We start from the raw sequence: 15,043 nt of genomic DNA, 5'->3' as shown, positions 1-15,043 counted from the left end.
AGGCGATCAGCGAGGAATCTCGGCCCACACGGCTTTCCCCAGCGGGATGTCCTCCACGCCCCACCTCCCCTCGCACAACGCGTCGAGCACCAGTAGCCCACGGCCCCGGCTCCGCGCCTCGGACCGGGGACGCCTGCGCGGCCGGCGGCGTACCGGGTCGTGCACCTCGACGCGGGTACGCCGGTCGTCGGCCCCGATGACGACGCGGAAGAAGTCCCCCGGCTCGGTGCCGTACCGGATGGCGTTGCCCGCCAGCTCGCAGGCGACCAGGACCACGGTGTTGACGTGCTCCTCGGCTGCCTCCGGAACGTGGTGCGCCAGGTACTCGGCGACGAACCGGCGGGCGGCGCGCGCCGACTGCGGCTCGCCGGCCAGCACCAGGATCGGGGGCGGCCCCTCGGCGGGGTGGCAGCAGATGTCGGTAGTGAGCGAGGGTGATGTGCCTCTGGCTCGGGTGACACGGCATGTCAGCTCACGGCAGACTTTCGAGCAGCACTTGAGCACAGTGAGGGGGACCACGTGAGCGCACCGACCGTGCGTCGCAGGCGACTTGGCGCCAAGCTCCGCACCCTGCGCGGCGAACTCACCCTGGAGGAAGTCGCTGAGGCCTCGGGCGGCCTCTTCGTCACCTCGAAGCTCTCCCGCATAGAGACCGCCAAGAGCGCCGCCAAGGCCAAGGACGTGGAAACCCTCCTCGACCTGTACGCCTCCCTCGGCCGCGAGGTCAGCGACGAACTCCGCTCCGCCCTCGTCACCCTCACCAAGGAGGCGTCACAGCGGGGCTGGTGGCACTCGTACCGGGGTGTGCTCAGCCCCGTACACGCGGATCTGATCAGCCTGGAGTCAGAGGCGGAGTCGATCCTTTCCTGGCAGGTGGGTGCCATTCCGGGGCTGCTGCACACCGCCGAGTACGCTCGCGAGATCATTCGCGCGACCGCGATGTCCGAAGCTCTGGAAGCCCGCGTCGATGCGTTGGTGGAAGTCCGCCTCGCTCGTCAGGCCGTTCTCACTCGTGAGGACCCGGTCAGCCTGTGGGCGATCATCGCCGAACACGCCTTGCGCTCCAGTTCCCAGACGGACGGAGCCATGCGTGAGCAACTGGGGCGCCTTCTCTCCATGGGCAAGCGCCCTAATGTCAACATCCAGGTGCTGCCTTCCGACGCACCTCTGCACGTCGGCCAGCTCGGGTCCTTCACCTTGCTCGGCTTCGGCCCCCACCCGGACCTCGATGTCGTCCACACCGAAAGCCTGACCTCCGCTTTGTACGTGGAAGAGCGCGACAAGGTGGCAGCGCACCGGGACGCCTGGCAGCGCCTCACTTCTGCCGCTGCCTCTGTGGACGCGTCGGCGGACCTGATCACCCAGATAAGGAAGAAGCTATGAGCCACGTCAACGACGCCTCCACCCTCCCCGTGACCTGGTGGAAGTCCACGTACTCCGACACCGGCGCCCAGTGCGTCGAATGCGGCATCGTCTCCCCCACCACCGTCGCCGTCCGCGACAGCAAGCACCCCCAGGGCCCGGCCCTGCTGTTCTCGGCCGCCGCCCTGTCCGCGTTCGTCGAGGGTGTCGTCGCGAGCTGACCCTGTGACGCGCTTCGGCCCGCTCCCCGCATACGCGAGGGGCGGGCCGGTGTCGTGGCGGGGGCCTCAGTCGCCGCGGAGCGGGATGGTGCCGCGGGGGCCGCGTTGCTGGAAGACGGCCGGGTCGGCGCCGGACGGGGCGGGGCGGGGGACGCCCCGGCGCAGGGGGATGGTGCCCCGGCCGCTGAGGGCGGTGCGCCAGCGGCCCAGGTCCGGGCGGGAGCCGGCCGCTCCGGCCGCCTGGCGCCACAGGGGGGCGAGCTGGCCGGCGCGGCGGTCGTCCAGGGTTCCGGGCACGAGGGTCAGGGGCTCGCCGGGGCGGATGAGCGGGTCGCGGCAGAGGATGCGGCCGATCATCAGGGCCGCCTTGTAGCGGTCGCTGTCGACGGAGGCGGGGAGTCCGGCGGGGGCCAGCGGGTCGTGCCAGTCGGGGGTGTCGGCCTGGTCGAGGACCGGGTCCTGGCCGCCGGCGCGGATGCCGTCGCAGTCCAGGAGGTGGACGGCGGGCTCGGGGGCGAGGCTCCACAGGACGTTGGCGTGCGAGAGGTCGCCCACCACCAGCCCCAGCCCGTGCAGCCACTCCAGGAGGGAAACGACCTGGACCACCAGGTCGAGGCGCTGGGCCGGGACCGGCTGCGGCACGGCGCTCCAGGCGGCCTTGGCCTCCCTGAGCAGGTACGACAGCTCGATGAGCTTGCCGTCGCCCTTCGACGTCGTCCAGGTCATCGCCTCCGGCGCCCGGTGCATGAGGAACCCGGTGACGCGCCCGCCGTCGGTCACCCGGCAGAGCGGCCACGCGGCCTGCCGGTCGAGCCGGTCCCGTTCGGCCGGGGCCATCTCCTGGCGGACCCGGACCAGGTGCGTGAGGGCGTCCCCGCGCACCTTGTGGGGCTCCCGGTACTCCTTGTAGAGCAGGCGCCCGGGGCCGCCCGCCTCGAAGACCTCGCCCTGCCCGCCGTCGCCGACCCGGGCGAACCGCTTCACCTGGTGGAGGGCGAGGTCCTCCCCGTCGTGCACGGTCATCGGGCGGGGCCTTCCCACAGGACGACGGCGCTGCGGTCGTCGTCGTAGGACTTCACCCGGTACTGGAGCTGCCAGAGGAAGTCCGCCGGTCCGGGCACGCGCTCCGGGGACCAGGCGCGCGCCAGGAAGCGTGCCGTGTCCTGGTCGCCGGCGAGCGGGGTGGAGAGGCCGTCGGTGCAGACCACCAGGACGTCGCCGGGGCGGGTGCTGATCAGGGTGGCGACCGGCTCGCGGGTGGTGGGCAGGGCCGGGGTGCGGGTGTCGATGACGGCGCCGTCCCCCTCCTCCGTGGCGCCGAGGGCCGTGTCCCACCGGCCCTCGCGCAGCAGCGCGGTGCCGCCGTCGCCGAGGGTGAGCAGGCCCCGGACACGCACCTCCGGGTCGAGCGGGACGACGAGCAGGCGGAGCGTGGTGGCGAACTCCGAGGGCCGGCGCCCGTACCGCTCGGCCTCGTGCCGCAGCAGCGTCGCCACCTCGGCGGTGGCCTGGCGCGCCAGGGCCGTGAACCCGGGGAGGTCGCTCTCGGCGACGGCCGCCGCGAGCGGCCCCGCCACCCGGTCCAGGGCGCCCGCCGCGAGGGCGCACGCCTTCTGCGACCCGACGTGCGAGAGCGGTGCGGAGCCGACCCCGTCGGCCACCCCCAGCACCAGCAGTTCCGACTCCCCCGAGCCGATCCTGGCCACGCAGACGGAGTCCTGGCGCGGCTCGGCCTGGTAGCGGTGCGAGTCGCCGCGCACCGAGGCGGCCCGGACGGTGAGCGCCCCGTGCTCCGCCCCGTCCACCACGATGTCGGGGACCAGGGCACCCTCGATCCCGGCGCTCGGCACGGCGGGGGCCGCCTGCGGGACGGGCCGGTACAGGGGCGGCTTGGGGCCGCCGTGCCAGGGTTCGCCCAACTCGGGCAGGGCGGGCCCGGCTTCGGGCTCCGGGGTGGGAGCGGAGGCCGCCGGGGGTCCGGGTTCCGGCGCGGGCGGCCGGGGAGGCCCGGCCTCCTCCGGCAGCGGGCCCGCCGGGTCCTGGCGCGGGGGCGCGTACGCCGGGGCGGGGGCGTACGCCGGGGCCGGCGGGGCCTCGCCGGGGTGGACCGGACGCCAGGGGCTTCCCTGGGCCGGTACCGAGGGGGCGGCGGCCTCGCCCGCCGGGACGGCGGGGCCGCTCTCCCGCAGGATCGCCTCGTTCTGACGGAACGTGGCGTCCAGGCCGTCGGCTTCCTCGGGCTCGTACGCGGTGGGCTCGGGCATCTCAGACCTTGTCGAGGGTGACGGTTTCGAAGCCGGGGACCTTCTCCTCGACCGCGAGGGTGAAGTCCGAACTGCCGTCGCTGGAGATGCTGGAGGCGGAGCGGACGATGGAGCGGGTCAGGCTGGAGGCGAACTCGCGCAGCGCCTGGGCGGGCGAGACGCTGTTGTCCTTCTGGATGAAGGCCCGGAAGTTGGCGACCTGCCCGATGATCTGCGCCTCGGCGTCCCCGATGCCGAAGGCGATGATCTTCGGCGCGTACCGCGAGTTGAGGAGTTCGCGGTGGGCGGTGGGCCAGTCCTCGTCGGTCGGGATGCCGTCGGAGAGGAAGAAGGCGACCGGCCGGTACACCTCGTGGCCCTGGGCCTTCAGCTCGGCCACGTCCTTCTCGACGGAGCGCAGCAGGGTGCGGAAGGCCGTGCCGTAGTCGGTCAGTCCGCCGGCGGAGAGGGCCGGTACCTCGTCGATGTCGCTCAGGTCGACGAGCGGCTGGAGGACGCTGGCGTCGTCCGAGAAGCCGATCAGGCAGAACCGGGTCTTGTCGGCGACGGTCGGGTTGGTGCTGATCTCGTGGTGCAGGTCGGGCAGGGCCCGGTTGATGGCGTCGATGGGATCGCCGGTCATCGAGCCGGACTCGTCGCACAGCAGGTAGAAGGGAAGGATCTGCACGGTGTACCTCCGTGGCTGCTCGGATGGGGACGGGGCCCTCCCGGCGGGCGCCGGGGCGCGGGAGCGTTCAGTAGGTGTAGAAGTAGATCTCGACCGAGGCGTGTCCGGCGGCACCGCCCTTCCAGAAATCGCGCCGGGTCGTCTTCTCGAACATGTCCGGACGGGCCTTCGTCAGCGTGGAGTTGACCCGCCGGGCGTAGGCCTGGCCGCCGCCCGGGTCGGGGTGCCGGCCGAAGGTGAGGACGATGGCCGCCTGCCGTCCGGCGTACCGCTTCGTCGCCGCCCGGAGCTTCTTCTCCAGGCCCGCGCGGTCACCGTAGTCCGCGTCGACGGTGAGCGTGACCGGTTCGCGGCTGACCGAGCGGGGTCCCTTCGGCCGGGGCTTGCCGGTCTCGGTCGCCGTGGCGGAGGGGCTGGGCCCGGGCGAGGGCACGGCCTTGGCCGCCTGCGGGTCCCCGCGGTCCCCGAGGGCGACCAGCGCGAGCACCAGGAGCATGTCGGCGAAGAGCCACCCCGCGAGGTGCAGCGGCCGGAACCGGCGGCGCCTCATCGGGCGTCGCCCGGCGCCCCGGCGGGCAGCGCGGCGGGCGCCTTCTTCGCGGGCTCCCGCCCGGCGGGCTCCGGCGGCGGGCCGGGCGGGTACTCCTGGAGCGCCTCGGTCAGTTCTGCGAACCGGTCCGCCGTGCGGCGCAGCGCCGCGGTCTGCTCGGCGAGCTGCCGCAGCGCGGCCCCGGCCGCCTCGTCGGCCGCCGCCGACCGTTCGGCGTAGGAGTCGAGCCGGGAGAGGAGCCGGGCGGTGACGTCGGCGGAGACCTCGATGCCGGTGGTGAAGGACTGCTGGGCCGCCGCCAGCGCGCCCGCCGAGTCCTCGACGCGTTCGGCGGCGGCGCCGATCCCCTCGTGCAGCTCCTTCTGGCCGCCGCGCACCTCGCCGAGGGCGCCCCCGATCCCGTCGCCGCTCTCGCGTACGGCCTTCTCGATCTGGCCGGCGGCCCGCTCCAGGGGGCGGACGGAGGTGTCGACGGCGCTCAGGGCGGTCTCCGCGCCCCGGACCGCCGTCTCCACGGAGGCGGCGGCCGCCCCCAGCTCCGTCTGGACGCGTACCGCGTCCTGGCCGAGCCGGCGCAGGGTGGCGGCGGACTCGGTGAGTTCGGCGGCGAACCGCAGCGGGGAGGTGCGCCGGTGTTCGCCGAGGTACAGCTGGGTGCGGGAGAGCGTCACCGTGAGGCGGCCCAGGACGTCCTCGGTGGCGCGGCGGCCCCGCTCCTCGCGCCGGTCCACGGCGGCGCCGCGCGCCCCGTGCACCAGGGCGAGTGCGAGCAGCACCACGATGACGGCGGTGGCGCCGAGCGCGACGGAGCCGAAGGTGTGCACCCCCGACAGGTGGCCCTCGAAGCCGGTCTGCCAGAGCTGGAGGAAGGGGCGGGCGGCCGCGGCGGGGCGTTCGGCGACCAGCTCCTGGTAGGCGCGGGACGCCTGGGTGAGGCCGTACCAGCTGAGGACCAGCGGCAGGAAGACGAAGGCGCCGAGCCCGGCCTCCAGCCAGGCCCAGGCCCGGTGCTCCTCGGGGCTGCGGGTGGCGGCGGCGACGGACTCGGGGCGGACGAAGGTGTGCAGCAGGTCGACCTCGGCCCACCGGTCGAGCCGGTTCCCGTCCTGGTCGGAGACGGCTTCCGCGAGGTGTTCCAGTTCGGCCTGCCGGGTGGCCAGCGCCGGTTCGGCGGCCAGCTTCTTCAGCGACCTGCCCAGCCTGCGGCTGTCGGTCAGTTCTCCGGTCATCCTCTGCAACCCCCCGGCAGCCGCGTCGCGGGGGCGCCCCCGTGCTGTGCGGTGCGCGTCCGCGCCCCGCTCCCCCGGCCGGCGGCACATCCCCCTCTGCCACCGGGACGGCACAGCATAGTGCAGCTGTCACCGATCGCTTACACTCCGCCAGAGTCGTGGAATCTTCGTCAACACGACGGTATGGGGGCCGGGTTGAGCAGCGACGGGCGCGAACGGAAGACCATCAGGCTGCGCCCCGGGGGCGCGGAGAGCCCCGCGCGCCGTACGGGTGCGCCGGGCGCGGAACAGCAGCCCCCGCCCGCCGCCGACGCGGCGCGGGAGGCCGCGGAACGGCGCCGCCGGGCGGCCCTCGCCAAGGAGGTCCGCCTCACCCGCGCCGAGCCCGCCGCCCGGCTCGGCGGCGGCGGTCTCCTCCAGGTCAACCTCAACTGGTCGGCGCGGGCCGAGGCCGACGTCGACCTCTGCGCACTGGCCGAGTTCACCGACGGGACGCTCCAGGTGGTGCAGGCCCTCGGCGACGCCTTCGGCCGGCTCGACGCCTGGCCGTACATCGCCCTCGACCACGACGACCGCAGCGGCGCCAGCGCCGACGGGGAGACCCTGCGGGTCAACCTCGACCACCACCACCTCTTCCGCCGCCTGCTCTTCTTCACCTACCTCTACGAGGGCTCCGTCTCCTTCCGGGAGCTGGGCGCCTCGGTGACGGTCAGCGGCACGGCGGGCACCTTCCGCATTCTCCTGGACGACGCCCCGGCCACCGCCGCGGGGTGCGCCGTGGCCCTCACCGAGTCCGACGGCACCGGCCTGACCGTGCGCCGCGAGGTCCGCTGGTTCGACGGCCACCCCGAACTCGGCATCCACCAGCTGGTCGACCAGGCGTACGGCTTCGGCCTCTCCTGGACGCGGATGGACAAGCCGCCCCGGCTCGGCTGACGCCCGGAAGACACCCGCCCTTCGCCCGGGCGGGGACCGGAACACGACCGGTTCCCGCCCGGACCGCCCCGGCTCAGCGCCGCGTCACCACGTGGTGCTTGTCCGGGACGCAGTGGGTCATGGTCAGCCCCGTGACGTCGCGGGGCGGGTTGTCGCCGAGGCGGCCGAGGCGGACGCGGTCCTCCTCGGTGAGGGTCTGGCCGGGCAGCGGCGCCATGTGGGCGACGTCGGAGGGGGCGATGCCGATGCCCTCGCCGACCCGCAGCCCCAGCTCGTTGTCGGCCATCAGGCAGTGCCAGATCATCCGCTCCTGGACGGGCCGGGTGCACTGGGCGAACAGGTCGGTGAAGTTCTTGACCAGGTCGTCCTGCTCCCACTCCTCCATGAGCTGGAAGCGCTGACCGGCCTGGAGGTAGTCGTTGGTGCGCGGGATGCGGGCCCGGGTCAGGCGCCCCTGGAGCACCGGGCCCTCCTCGTCCCGCGTCGGGTACTCGGCCTCGCGCAGCCCGCCCATGATCGAGGGCTCGTAGTTGACCTCGGGGTTCTCCCCGTCGGGCCCGTTCTCGTACGCCATCTGGCCGTCGCGCTGGTTGGTGGCGACGGGGGCCTTGGGCTGGTTGACCGGGAGCTGGAGGTAGTTCGGGCCGACCCGGTACCGCTGGGTGTCGCTGTACGAGAAGGTGCGGCCGACCAGCATCTTGTCGTCGGAGAAGTCGAGCCCGTCGACGAGGACGCCGGTGCCGAAGGCGGCCTGCTCGTTCTCGGCGAAGTAGTTGCCGGGGACCCGGTCGAGCACCATCCGGCCGACCGGCCTGGGCGGGAAGTCCTGCTCGGGCCAGGTCTTGGTGTCGTCCAGCGGGTCGAAGTCCAGCTCGGGGTGGTCGTCGTCGGACATCATCTGGACCCGCAGCTCCCACTCCGGGTAGTCGCCGCGCCCGATGGCCTCGTACAGGTCCTTGGTGGCGTGGCCGAGGTCGTCGGCCTGGACGTTGGCCGCGTCCTCCTCGGTCATCGAGGCGACCCCCTGCTTGGGCACCCAGTGGTACTTGACCAGCACCGTGCCGCCCTCGGCGTCCACCCACTTGTACGTGTTGACGCCGAAGCCCTGCATGTGGCGGTAGTCGGCCGGGATGCCGCGCGGGCTGAAGAGGTTGACCAGCATGTGCATGGCCTCCGGGGTCTGCGACATGAAGTCGAAGATCCGGGCCGGCTTCTGCTCGTGCGAGACCGGGTCGGGCTTGAGGGAGTGGATCACGTCGGGGAACTTGATGGCGTCCCGGATGAAGAAGACCCCCAGGTTGTTGCCGACGAGGTCCCAGTTGCCGTCCTCGGTGTAGAACTTCACGGCGAACCCGCGCGGGTCCCGCGCCGCCTCGGAGGAGTCCCGCCCCCCGATCACCGTCGAGAACCGCACGGCCACATCGGTCCGCTTCCCCGCCTCCTGGAAGAGCTTGGCCCGCGTGTACCGGCTGATCGGCTCGTCGCCCCACTTCCCGTACGCCTCGAAGAACCCGAAGGTCGTCACCCCACGCGCGTGCACCACCCGCTCCGGGATCCGCTCCCGGTCGAAGTGGCTGATCTTCTCCAGGAACTGGTAGTTCTCCAGCGTGGCGGGCCCCCGGGCCCCCACCGTCCGCTGATTCTGGTTGTCGTAGACGGGATGGCCCTGCCGGTTGGTCAGGTAGGGACGGTCCTTGTTGGCGGGCTCGGTCACGGCTACGGCTCCTTGATCGCGCGGTGCTGGCCACGCGAGGGTTCCCCTGAGCCCCGCCCGCCTCGCCGGGCGCGCCGGAATTCCCCCGTCCGCCGCGCCGGGAGTACCCGGACGTGGTGACCGGCGAGGGCCAGCTGCCCGGTTTCCCGTTCCGTCAACCGTGATCGCTTGACCCGCGCCCCCGGCCATCGGGAGCATCGACTCGGACGCCAGGCACAGCCTGCGGCAGGGGAAGGGACCACCGTATGAAGACCACCAAGCTGGTCCGCGAAACCCTGGTCGAGATCCCGGCAGAACATCTCCGGAAGGCCATGCGTGAAAAGCTCATCTGATTCCCTCGGCGATCTTTTCGACTCATTCCAGCAGGAGGCGTTCCGCCTGGAAACCCTGGACGACTACAGCCGGTCGGGGAACGTCGACGCCTATCACGCCTACCTGGCCGGGGAGCCGCAGCCCGCCGGCTACAACGCCGACTGGGTGGACGAAGTCCGTTCCCACACCGAGAACGGGAAGCGGATCCGCCGAGTGCACATTCTGTCGCGCCCACTGACGGAATACCTTCGATTCGAACTCGGCTGGGGCTACCGGAAGAACATGACCGGCGGCGAAGAGTTCTTCATCCTCGACGTCACGAACAGGCCCAACCCCCTCCCCGGCGTCCCGGACTTCTGGTGCTTCGACTCCGAGTCCGTGGCCGTCATGAGGTACGACGACACGGGGAGGTATCTGGGCTCGGACGTGCCGGCCCCGGAACGAGCGGCGGAGTTCATCAGGTATCGCGACACGGCGCTCAGCCACGCTGAACCGTTCACCGCATGGTGGGCCGAGCACGAGGCGTGAACAGAGCACAGATCGGGGCCGCGCTGCGGGCCCTGCTCGTGGCATCCGGGAAGGAGGCCACGGACGCTCCGATACCGGCCCTCACGCCAGGGAGGCCACCGCATCCGCTACGAGGGAACGTGCCGCCGCGCCCCGCACCGCCCCCTGCGCCAGTCGCTCGAAGGCTCGCGCGTACAGCTCGACCTGGCCGGGCTGCGTGAGCGTGGCTGCGGCGTCCAGGGTGTCCGCGTGCACCCTGGTGTCGTCGAAGATCGTGAACGTGGGCATGGGCCACACGGCTCGCCGGGCTGAGAACGGGATGAACCCCACCGCCACGTTCTGGAGATCCATGACCCCGAGCAGGTGACCGAGCTGGGCCGCCATGGTCTCCGCGCTGCACAGCCGGTATCGCAACACCGACTCCTCCATGACGAACGAGAACCGGCGTGCACCGTTGCTCAGCACCTCGTTACGCCTCATGCGGGCCGCAACGGCATCGCTCACGTCGTCCGGGGTCCCCCGGAAGTCCGCGATGGAGGAAAGCAGGGCGGCGGCATATCCAGGTGTCTGGAGGAATCCGGGGATCACGTCGGACACGTAGGTCCTGAATGTTCTTGTTTCCTGGTACAGGTCTCCGGTGGACTCCTGCAAACGGCGCAGCCCGCTTCGCTGGAGTCGCGGCCACTGCGCATGAGCGTCGGCGGGGAGCCTGTTGGCGGCGATCAGGTCGGCAGCCTGCTCGTCGGCGGCGCATGCACGACACCAGGCTCTGACATCCGCGTCGGAGGGAGGGGTTTTCGCGTTCTCGATCCGGGAGGACTTCGACTCTGACCAGCCACACCTGAGAGCCAGCTCCCGGCCGCTGATCCCCGCGTCCTTGCGGATCTCACGCAGTCGGCCAGCTAATTCTTCACGGGCCTTCTGAACGCGTGATGAGGGAGGAGAGTGCATGGAGCAGGCCTTCGTCAGATCTCGTACAGGAGGTGCGGGACAGCTCGCTCTCGAACCGTTTCGAAAGCGGCGGAGCACAGCTTCACGGCAATGCTCGTAGCCCGCCGCCGGGGCAACCACCCCCGGACCACCGCGTCCGTGATCAAAGGGTCGTAGGGGTGCCACCAGGATGCGCGGTCCTCCCCATCGATCCGCTCACCGCGCTTCCACGCCGCGAACCGATCCGTCGGGACGCAGGAGGCACGCAGTTCCAGGTGAACGGCGGACCGCTCGCACTGGCCAAGCAGCTCAGTGAAGCTGGGCACACTCGACGGCATCACGCGCCTCCCTGATCATCGGGATCATCCGGCCGGAATCACGACACCGGCCTCCCTCGTCAGGTACCGGGTAGTGCGCGGGGCCGCTTGCCTCGCACGGCGCCTGAGTTTCAGTGCTCGGCTTCCACCCCCTGCAACATGACCTCCTGGGCCTCGGCGCGTGCGCCCGCACGGGAGAGGCCAGTGGTCCCGGTGCATGTCGGGCTCGGTTCCGATGAACGCTACCGCCAAGCCGCCTCGCAGGTTGAGACCTTTGCCCGGGCTTGCATCAGCCTCGCTGAGCTGCTGGGGCCGCGCCAAGAAGGCTGTTGCGCCGATGAATTGCCGTGCAAGTTCATGCAAGTTCATTGAGCGCGGAACCCGGCGCTTCCTACTGTCGGCACATCGGCGCTGAATCGTCCTGAATGGGGCGAAACGCCGTTGAGTTCCCCCTGCCGCAGTGGCGGGAATCGGTTGAACAGGAAGGCGCAGAGATGCAGAACGGAACCGACCTGTACGCACTCGACATCCACGGAGCCTTGTTCGTGAAGGCGTGCGGGGGTAACACGCACCCGGACGGCGAGTCGTGCGTGACGCTCGCCCGGATCGGGGACGGTGCCTGGGCGCTCGGGGACAGCAAGCGGCCCGACGCGAAACCGCTGCGGTTCACCACGGAGGAGCTGGGGGCGGCCGGGATCGACCCCGCGCGCTTCGGGCTGGGCGCCTGACCGCCCTTCGCGCCCGTGACTTGGTCCACGACACCGAGCGGGTATGACAGGTGCACCACCACGGCTATCTCTGGGTTGGCCCGAAGGAGCGTTTCGACCAGGAGGCGCTTCGGCGGCCGCCGCATCCTGAGCCTCCGCCCGCCGGCGGCAGGCCGGAGCTGATCCAGCGGTATCGCGAGGTGGCGGCGGAGTTCCCGGCCGGTGACCTGCCGCCGCTGGAGACGGCGTACTGGCTCGTCAAGCCCCCTTCCCTGGTCCGTGGCACCTGGGGCGAGGCGAAGGAGGCCGCCTCGTGGCTCGGTGAGCGGCTGGCCGCGTACGCGCCCCGGTTCGCTTCGGCGGGGGAACGGGACGTCACGCGCCTGGCCCGGCTGGTGGACGCCGCGGCCGGGCAGCTGCACTCCGGTACCGATGTCTCGTACGGCTTCTACCTGGAGCGCCCCACGTTCCTGTCCCTGGCGGTGGTGACCTGTTCCCCGAACCGCGCCGGCCCCGGGCTGGGCTGCCCGGTGGCGTAGCCGGAGCAAGGGAGAAGCCCCGGCCTGCACGGCCGGGGCTTCTCCCTTGGTCTCCTGCGAGGACCTGTTACGGCAGGTTGCGCGCCATCACGATGCGCTGGACCTGGTTCGTGCCCTCGTAGATCTGGGTGATCTTCGCGTCGCGCATCATCCGCTCGACCGGGTAGTCGCGGGTGTAGCCGTAGCCGCCGAGGAGCTGGACGGCGTCCGTGGTGATCTCCATGGCGGCGTCGGAGGCGTAGCACTTGGCGGCGGCGCCGAAGAAGGTGAGGTCGTTCTCGACGCGCTCGGACTTGGCGGCGGCGGCGTAGGTGAGCTGGCGGGCCGCCTCCAGCTTCATCGCCATGTCGGCCAGCATGAACTGGACGCCCTGGAAGTCGCCGATCGGCTTGCCGAACTGCTTGCGCTCCTGGACGTACCCCTTGGCGTAGTCCAGGGCGCCCTGGGCGATGCCGAGGGCCTGGGCCGCGATGGTGATGCGGGTGTGGTCCAGGGTCTTCATGGCGGTGGCGAAGCCGGTGCCCTCCGCGCCGATCATGCGGTCGGCGGGGATGCGGACGTTGTCGAAGTAGACCTCGCGGGTCGGGGAGCCCTTGATGCCGAGCTTCTTCTCCGGGGCGCCGAAGGAGACGCCCTCGTCGCCCTTCTCCACGACGAAGGCGCTGATGCCCTTGGAGCGCTTCTCCGGGTCGGTGACGGCCATCACCGTGTAGTACTCGGAGACGCCGGCGTTGGTGATCCAGCGCTTGACGCCGTTGAGCACCCAGAAGTCACCGTCGCGGACGGCCTTGGTCTTCATGCCGGCGGCGTCGGAGCCCGCGTCGGGCTCGGAGAGGCAGTACGAGAACATGCCGTCGCCCTTGGCGAGCGGGCCCAGGTACTTCTTCTTCAGCTCCTCGGAGCCGGAGAGGACCACCGGGAGCGAGCCGAGCTTGTTGACGGCCGGGATCAGGGAGGAGGAGGCGCAGACGCGGGCCACCTCCTCGATGACCAGGACGGTGGCGAGCGCGTCGGCGCCGGCGCCGCCGTAGCTCTCCGGTACGTGGACCGCGTGGAGGTCGGCGGCGGTGAGCGCGTCGAGGGCCTCCTGCGGGAACCGGGCCTCCTCGTCGACGGCGGCGGCGTGCGGGGCGATCTTCGCCTCGGCGAGCGCGCGGACCGTCTCGCGGAGCATCGTGTGCTCCTCGGACAGGCGGTACAGGTCGAAATCAGGCGCTCCGGCCACGGTCTCTCACTCCCCAGTCATGCTAACTACCGTTAAGTAACCCAGTAACTCGTCCAAAGCTTAGGGCCCGTGCCGCACCGAGCGGTACGTGAGGTTGACGACAGGGGGGAAATGCCCAGCTGAGGGCCGCGCCACGCACGGGGCTATGCTCGGTCGGCGCATCACCCCGTACGACTTGATCCGCCTCCCCCGGACGCACTGGAGCACCCACCATGGCCCTCAGGATCACCGTGATCGGCACCGGCTACCTCGGCGCCACCCATGCCGCCGCCATGGCCGAGCTGGGCTTCGAGGTGCTCGGGCTGGACGTCGTCCCGGAGAAGATCGCGCTGCTCTCCCAGGGCCGGGTCCCGATGTACGAGCCGGGCCTGGAGGAGCTGCTCGGCAAGCACGTCGCGGGGATCGAGGGCTCCAGCGGCCGGCTGCGGTTCACCACCTCCTTCGAGGAGGTCGCGGACTTCGGCGACGTCCACTTCGTCTGCGTGAACACCCCGCAGAAGCCGGGCGAGTACGCCTGCGACATGAGTTACGTGGAGAGCGCTCTCGCCTCGCTCGCCCCGCACCTGAAGCGGCCCGCGCTGGTGGTCGGCAAGTCGACGGTGCCGGTGGGCTCCGCCGAGCGCCTCGCCGCCGAGCTGGCCGCGGCGGCGCCGGTGGGCGAGGAGGCCGAGCTGGCGTGGAACCCGGAGTTCCTGCGCGAGGGGTTCGCGGTCGACGACACCCTGCACCCGGACCGGATCGTGGTCGGGGTCCGCGGCGCCCGCGCCGAGGAACTGCTGCGCGAGGTGTACCGGACGCCGGTCGCGGAGGGCTCGCCCTTCATCGTCACCGACTTCCCCACCGCCGAGCTGGTGAAGACGGCCGCCAACTCCTTCCTCGCCACCAAGATCTCCTTCATCAACGCGATGGCCGAGGTCTGCGAGGCCGCCGACGGCGACGTGGCCAAGCTCGCCGAGGCGCTCGGCCACGACGACCGGATCGGGGCCAAGTTCCTGCGGGCCGGGATCGGCTTCGGCGGCGGCTGCCTGCCCAAGGACATCCGGGCGTTCATGGCCCGCGCCGGTGAGCTGGGGGCCGACCAGGCGCTGACCTTCCTGCGCGAGGTCGACTCGGTCAACATGCGGCGCCGGGGGCACATGGTGGAGCTGGCCCTGGAGGCGCTGGGCACCACCTCGTTCCTCGGCAAGCGGGTCGCGGTGCTGGGCGCCACCTTCAAGCCCGACTCGGACGACGTCCGCGACTCCCCGGCGCTCAACGTGGCCGGGCAGATCCACCTCCAGGGCGGCCAGGTCACCGTCTACGACCCCAAGGGCATGGACAACGCCCGCCGCATCTTCCCCACCCTCGGCTACGCCGACTCGGCGCTGGAGGCGGTCCGCGGCGCCGACGTCGTCCTCCACCTCACCGAGTGGCGCGAGTTCCGCGAGCTGGACCCGGCCGAACTGGCCGCCGCCGTCGCCACCCCGACCCTGCTGGACGGCCGCAACGCCCTCGACCCGGAGGTCTGGCGCAAGGCCGGCTGGACGTTCCGGGCGATGGGCCGGCCCCGGGCCTGACGGGGGC

The 15,043-nt window shown here is 71.7% G+C and carries 17 protein-coding genes; 7 read left to right on the top strand and 10 right to left on the bottom strand.

Features of this window, described 5'->3' with window-relative positions; genetic code table 11:
• Positions 1–6: 6 nt before the first annotated feature.
• On the bottom strand, positions 7–378 hold the full coding sequence (locus IF45_RS0115570) for an ATP-binding protein (protein ID WP_239469457.1): 372 nt from the start codon (positions 376–378) through the stop codon (positions 7–9).
• A gap of 141 nt (positions 379–519) precedes the next feature.
• Between IF45_RS0115570 and IF45_RS0115565 the strand changes: the two genes are divergently transcribed.
• Both IF45_RS0115565 and IF45_RS0115560 read left to right on the top strand, forming a co-directional pair.
• Positions 520–1,383: a helix-turn-helix domain-containing protein gene (locus tag IF45_RS0115565; protein WP_008417614.1), complete on the top strand. Its 864-nt coding sequence runs from the start codon at positions 520–522 to the stop codon at positions 1,381–1,383.
• Positions 1,380–1,583, top strand: a complete 204-nt coding sequence (locus IF45_RS0115560; RefSeq protein WP_008417617.1) for a DUF397 domain-containing protein — start codon at positions 1,380–1,382, stop codon at positions 1,581–1,583. Before IF45_RS0115565 ends, IF45_RS0115560 begins: the two co-directional genes overlap by 4 nt.
• Positions 1,584–1,649: 66 nt before the next feature.
• Here the strand turns inward: IF45_RS0115560 and IF45_RS0115555 are convergent, their stop codons facing one another.
• The 5 genes from IF45_RS0115555 to IF45_RS0115535 all read right to left on the bottom strand — a co-directional run bounded on the left by IF45_RS0115555 (position 1,650) and on the right by IF45_RS0115535 (position 6,293).
• Positions 1,650–2,606, bottom strand: coding sequence for a hypothetical protein (locus IF45_RS0115555; RefSeq protein WP_030307969.1), 957 nt, complete (start codon positions 2,604–2,606; stop codon positions 1,650–1,652).
• A complete protein-coding gene (locus IF45_RS0115550) occupies positions 2,603–3,847 on the bottom strand; it encodes a protein phosphatase 2C domain-containing protein (RefSeq protein ID WP_030307967.1) in 1,245 nt (414 codons plus the stop codon). The genes IF45_RS0115555 and IF45_RS0115550 overlap by 4 nt, the downstream gene beginning before the upstream one ends.
• A gap of 1 nt (position 3,848) precedes the next feature.
• Positions 3,849–4,514, bottom strand: coding sequence for a vWA domain-containing protein (locus IF45_RS0115545; RefSeq protein ID WP_003950412.1), 666 nt, complete (start codon positions 4,512–4,514; stop codon positions 3,849–3,851).
• A 67-nt stretch (positions 4,515–4,581) separates the two neighbouring features.
• On the bottom strand, positions 4,582–5,064 hold the full coding sequence (locus tag IF45_RS0115540; RefSeq protein ID WP_003950411.1) for a hypothetical protein: 483 nt from the start codon (positions 5,062–5,064) through the stop codon (positions 4,582–4,584).
• Complete coding sequence (locus IF45_RS0115535; RefSeq protein ID WP_030307965.1) at positions 5,061–6,293, bottom strand: hypothetical protein; 1,233 nt, start codon at positions 6,291–6,293, stop codon at positions 5,061–5,063. The genes IF45_RS0115540 and IF45_RS0115535 overlap by 4 nt, the downstream gene beginning before the upstream one ends.
• Before the next feature lie 195 nt (positions 6,294–6,488).
• On the opposite strand from IF45_RS0115535, the gene IF45_RS0115530 reads away from it, so the two are divergent.
• Positions 6,489–7,229, top strand: coding sequence for a tellurium resistance protein TerA (locus IF45_RS0115530; RefSeq protein WP_234313095.1), 741 nt, complete (start codon positions 6,489–6,491; stop codon positions 7,227–7,229).
• Positions 7,230–7,302: 73 nt separating this feature from the next.
• On the opposite strand, the gene IF45_RS0115525 is transcribed toward IF45_RS0115530, so the two are convergent.
• Entirely contained in the window at positions 7,303–8,943 is a 1,641-nt protein-coding gene (locus tag IF45_RS0115525) for a catalase (RefSeq protein ID WP_003950408.1), read from the bottom strand.
• A gap of 315 nt (positions 8,944–9,258) precedes the next feature.
• Here IF45_RS0115525 and IF45_RS0115515 point away from each other — a divergent pair, with 315 nt between their 5' ends.
• Positions 9,259–9,783 (top strand): DUF6879 family protein, encoded by a 525-nt coding sequence (locus tag IF45_RS0115515; protein WP_008417632.1) that lies wholly within the window; start codon positions 9,259–9,261, stop codon positions 9,781–9,783.
• An 81-nt stretch (positions 9,784–9,864) separates the two neighbouring features.
• Here the strand turns inward: IF45_RS0115515 and IF45_RS0115510 are convergent, their stop codons facing one another.
• Positions 9,865–10,713 (bottom strand): helix-turn-helix domain-containing protein, encoded by an 849-nt coding sequence (locus tag IF45_RS0115510; protein WP_030307962.1) that lies wholly within the window; start codon positions 10,711–10,713, stop codon positions 9,865–9,867.
• 14 nt (positions 10,714–10,727) lie between these two features.
• Positions 10,728–11,030: a DUF6879 family protein gene (locus IF45_RS33940; protein WP_030307961.1), complete on the bottom strand. Its 303-nt coding sequence runs from the start codon at positions 11,028–11,030 to the stop codon at positions 10,728–10,730.
• A gap of 473 nt (positions 11,031–11,503) precedes the next feature.
• On the opposite strand from IF45_RS33940, the gene IF45_RS0115500 reads away from it, so the two are divergent.
• Both IF45_RS0115500 and IF45_RS0115495 read left to right on the top strand, forming a co-directional pair.
• Entirely contained in the window at positions 11,504–11,737 is a 234-nt protein-coding gene (locus tag IF45_RS0115500; RefSeq protein WP_008417638.1) for a DUF397 domain-containing protein, read from the top strand.
• 50 nt (positions 11,738–11,787) lie between these two features.
• The gene (locus IF45_RS0115495; protein WP_030307958.1) at positions 11,788–12,255 is read left to right on the top strand and encodes a hypothetical protein; all 468 of its coding nucleotides are present in this window, start codon (positions 11,788–11,790) and stop codon (positions 12,253–12,255) included.
• A 67-nt stretch (positions 12,256–12,322) separates the two neighbouring features.
• Here the strand turns inward: IF45_RS0115495 and IF45_RS0115490 are convergent, their stop codons facing one another.
• Positions 12,323–13,480: an acyl-CoA dehydrogenase family protein gene (locus IF45_RS0115490; RefSeq protein ID WP_003950402.1), complete on the bottom strand. Its 1,158-nt coding sequence runs from the start codon at positions 13,478–13,480 to the stop codon at positions 12,323–12,325.
• 212 nt (positions 13,481–13,692) lie between these two features.
• Here IF45_RS0115490 and IF45_RS0115485 point away from each other — a divergent pair, with 212 nt between their 5' ends.
• Complete coding sequence (locus tag IF45_RS0115485) at positions 13,693–15,036, top strand: UDP-glucose dehydrogenase family protein (protein ID WP_010642901.1); 1,344 nt, start codon at positions 13,693–13,695, stop codon at positions 15,034–15,036.
• Positions 15,037–15,043 lie beyond the last annotated feature (7 nt).

The sequence above is a fragment of the Streptomyces albidoflavus genome (assembly GCF_000719955.1).
Taxonomy (GTDB): domain Bacteria; phylum Actinomycetota; class Actinomycetes; order Streptomycetales; family Streptomycetaceae; genus Streptomyces; species Streptomyces albidoflavus.
Note: the sequence above shows the minus strand (reverse complement) of the source record. Positions and strands in the feature narration are given on the sequence as shown.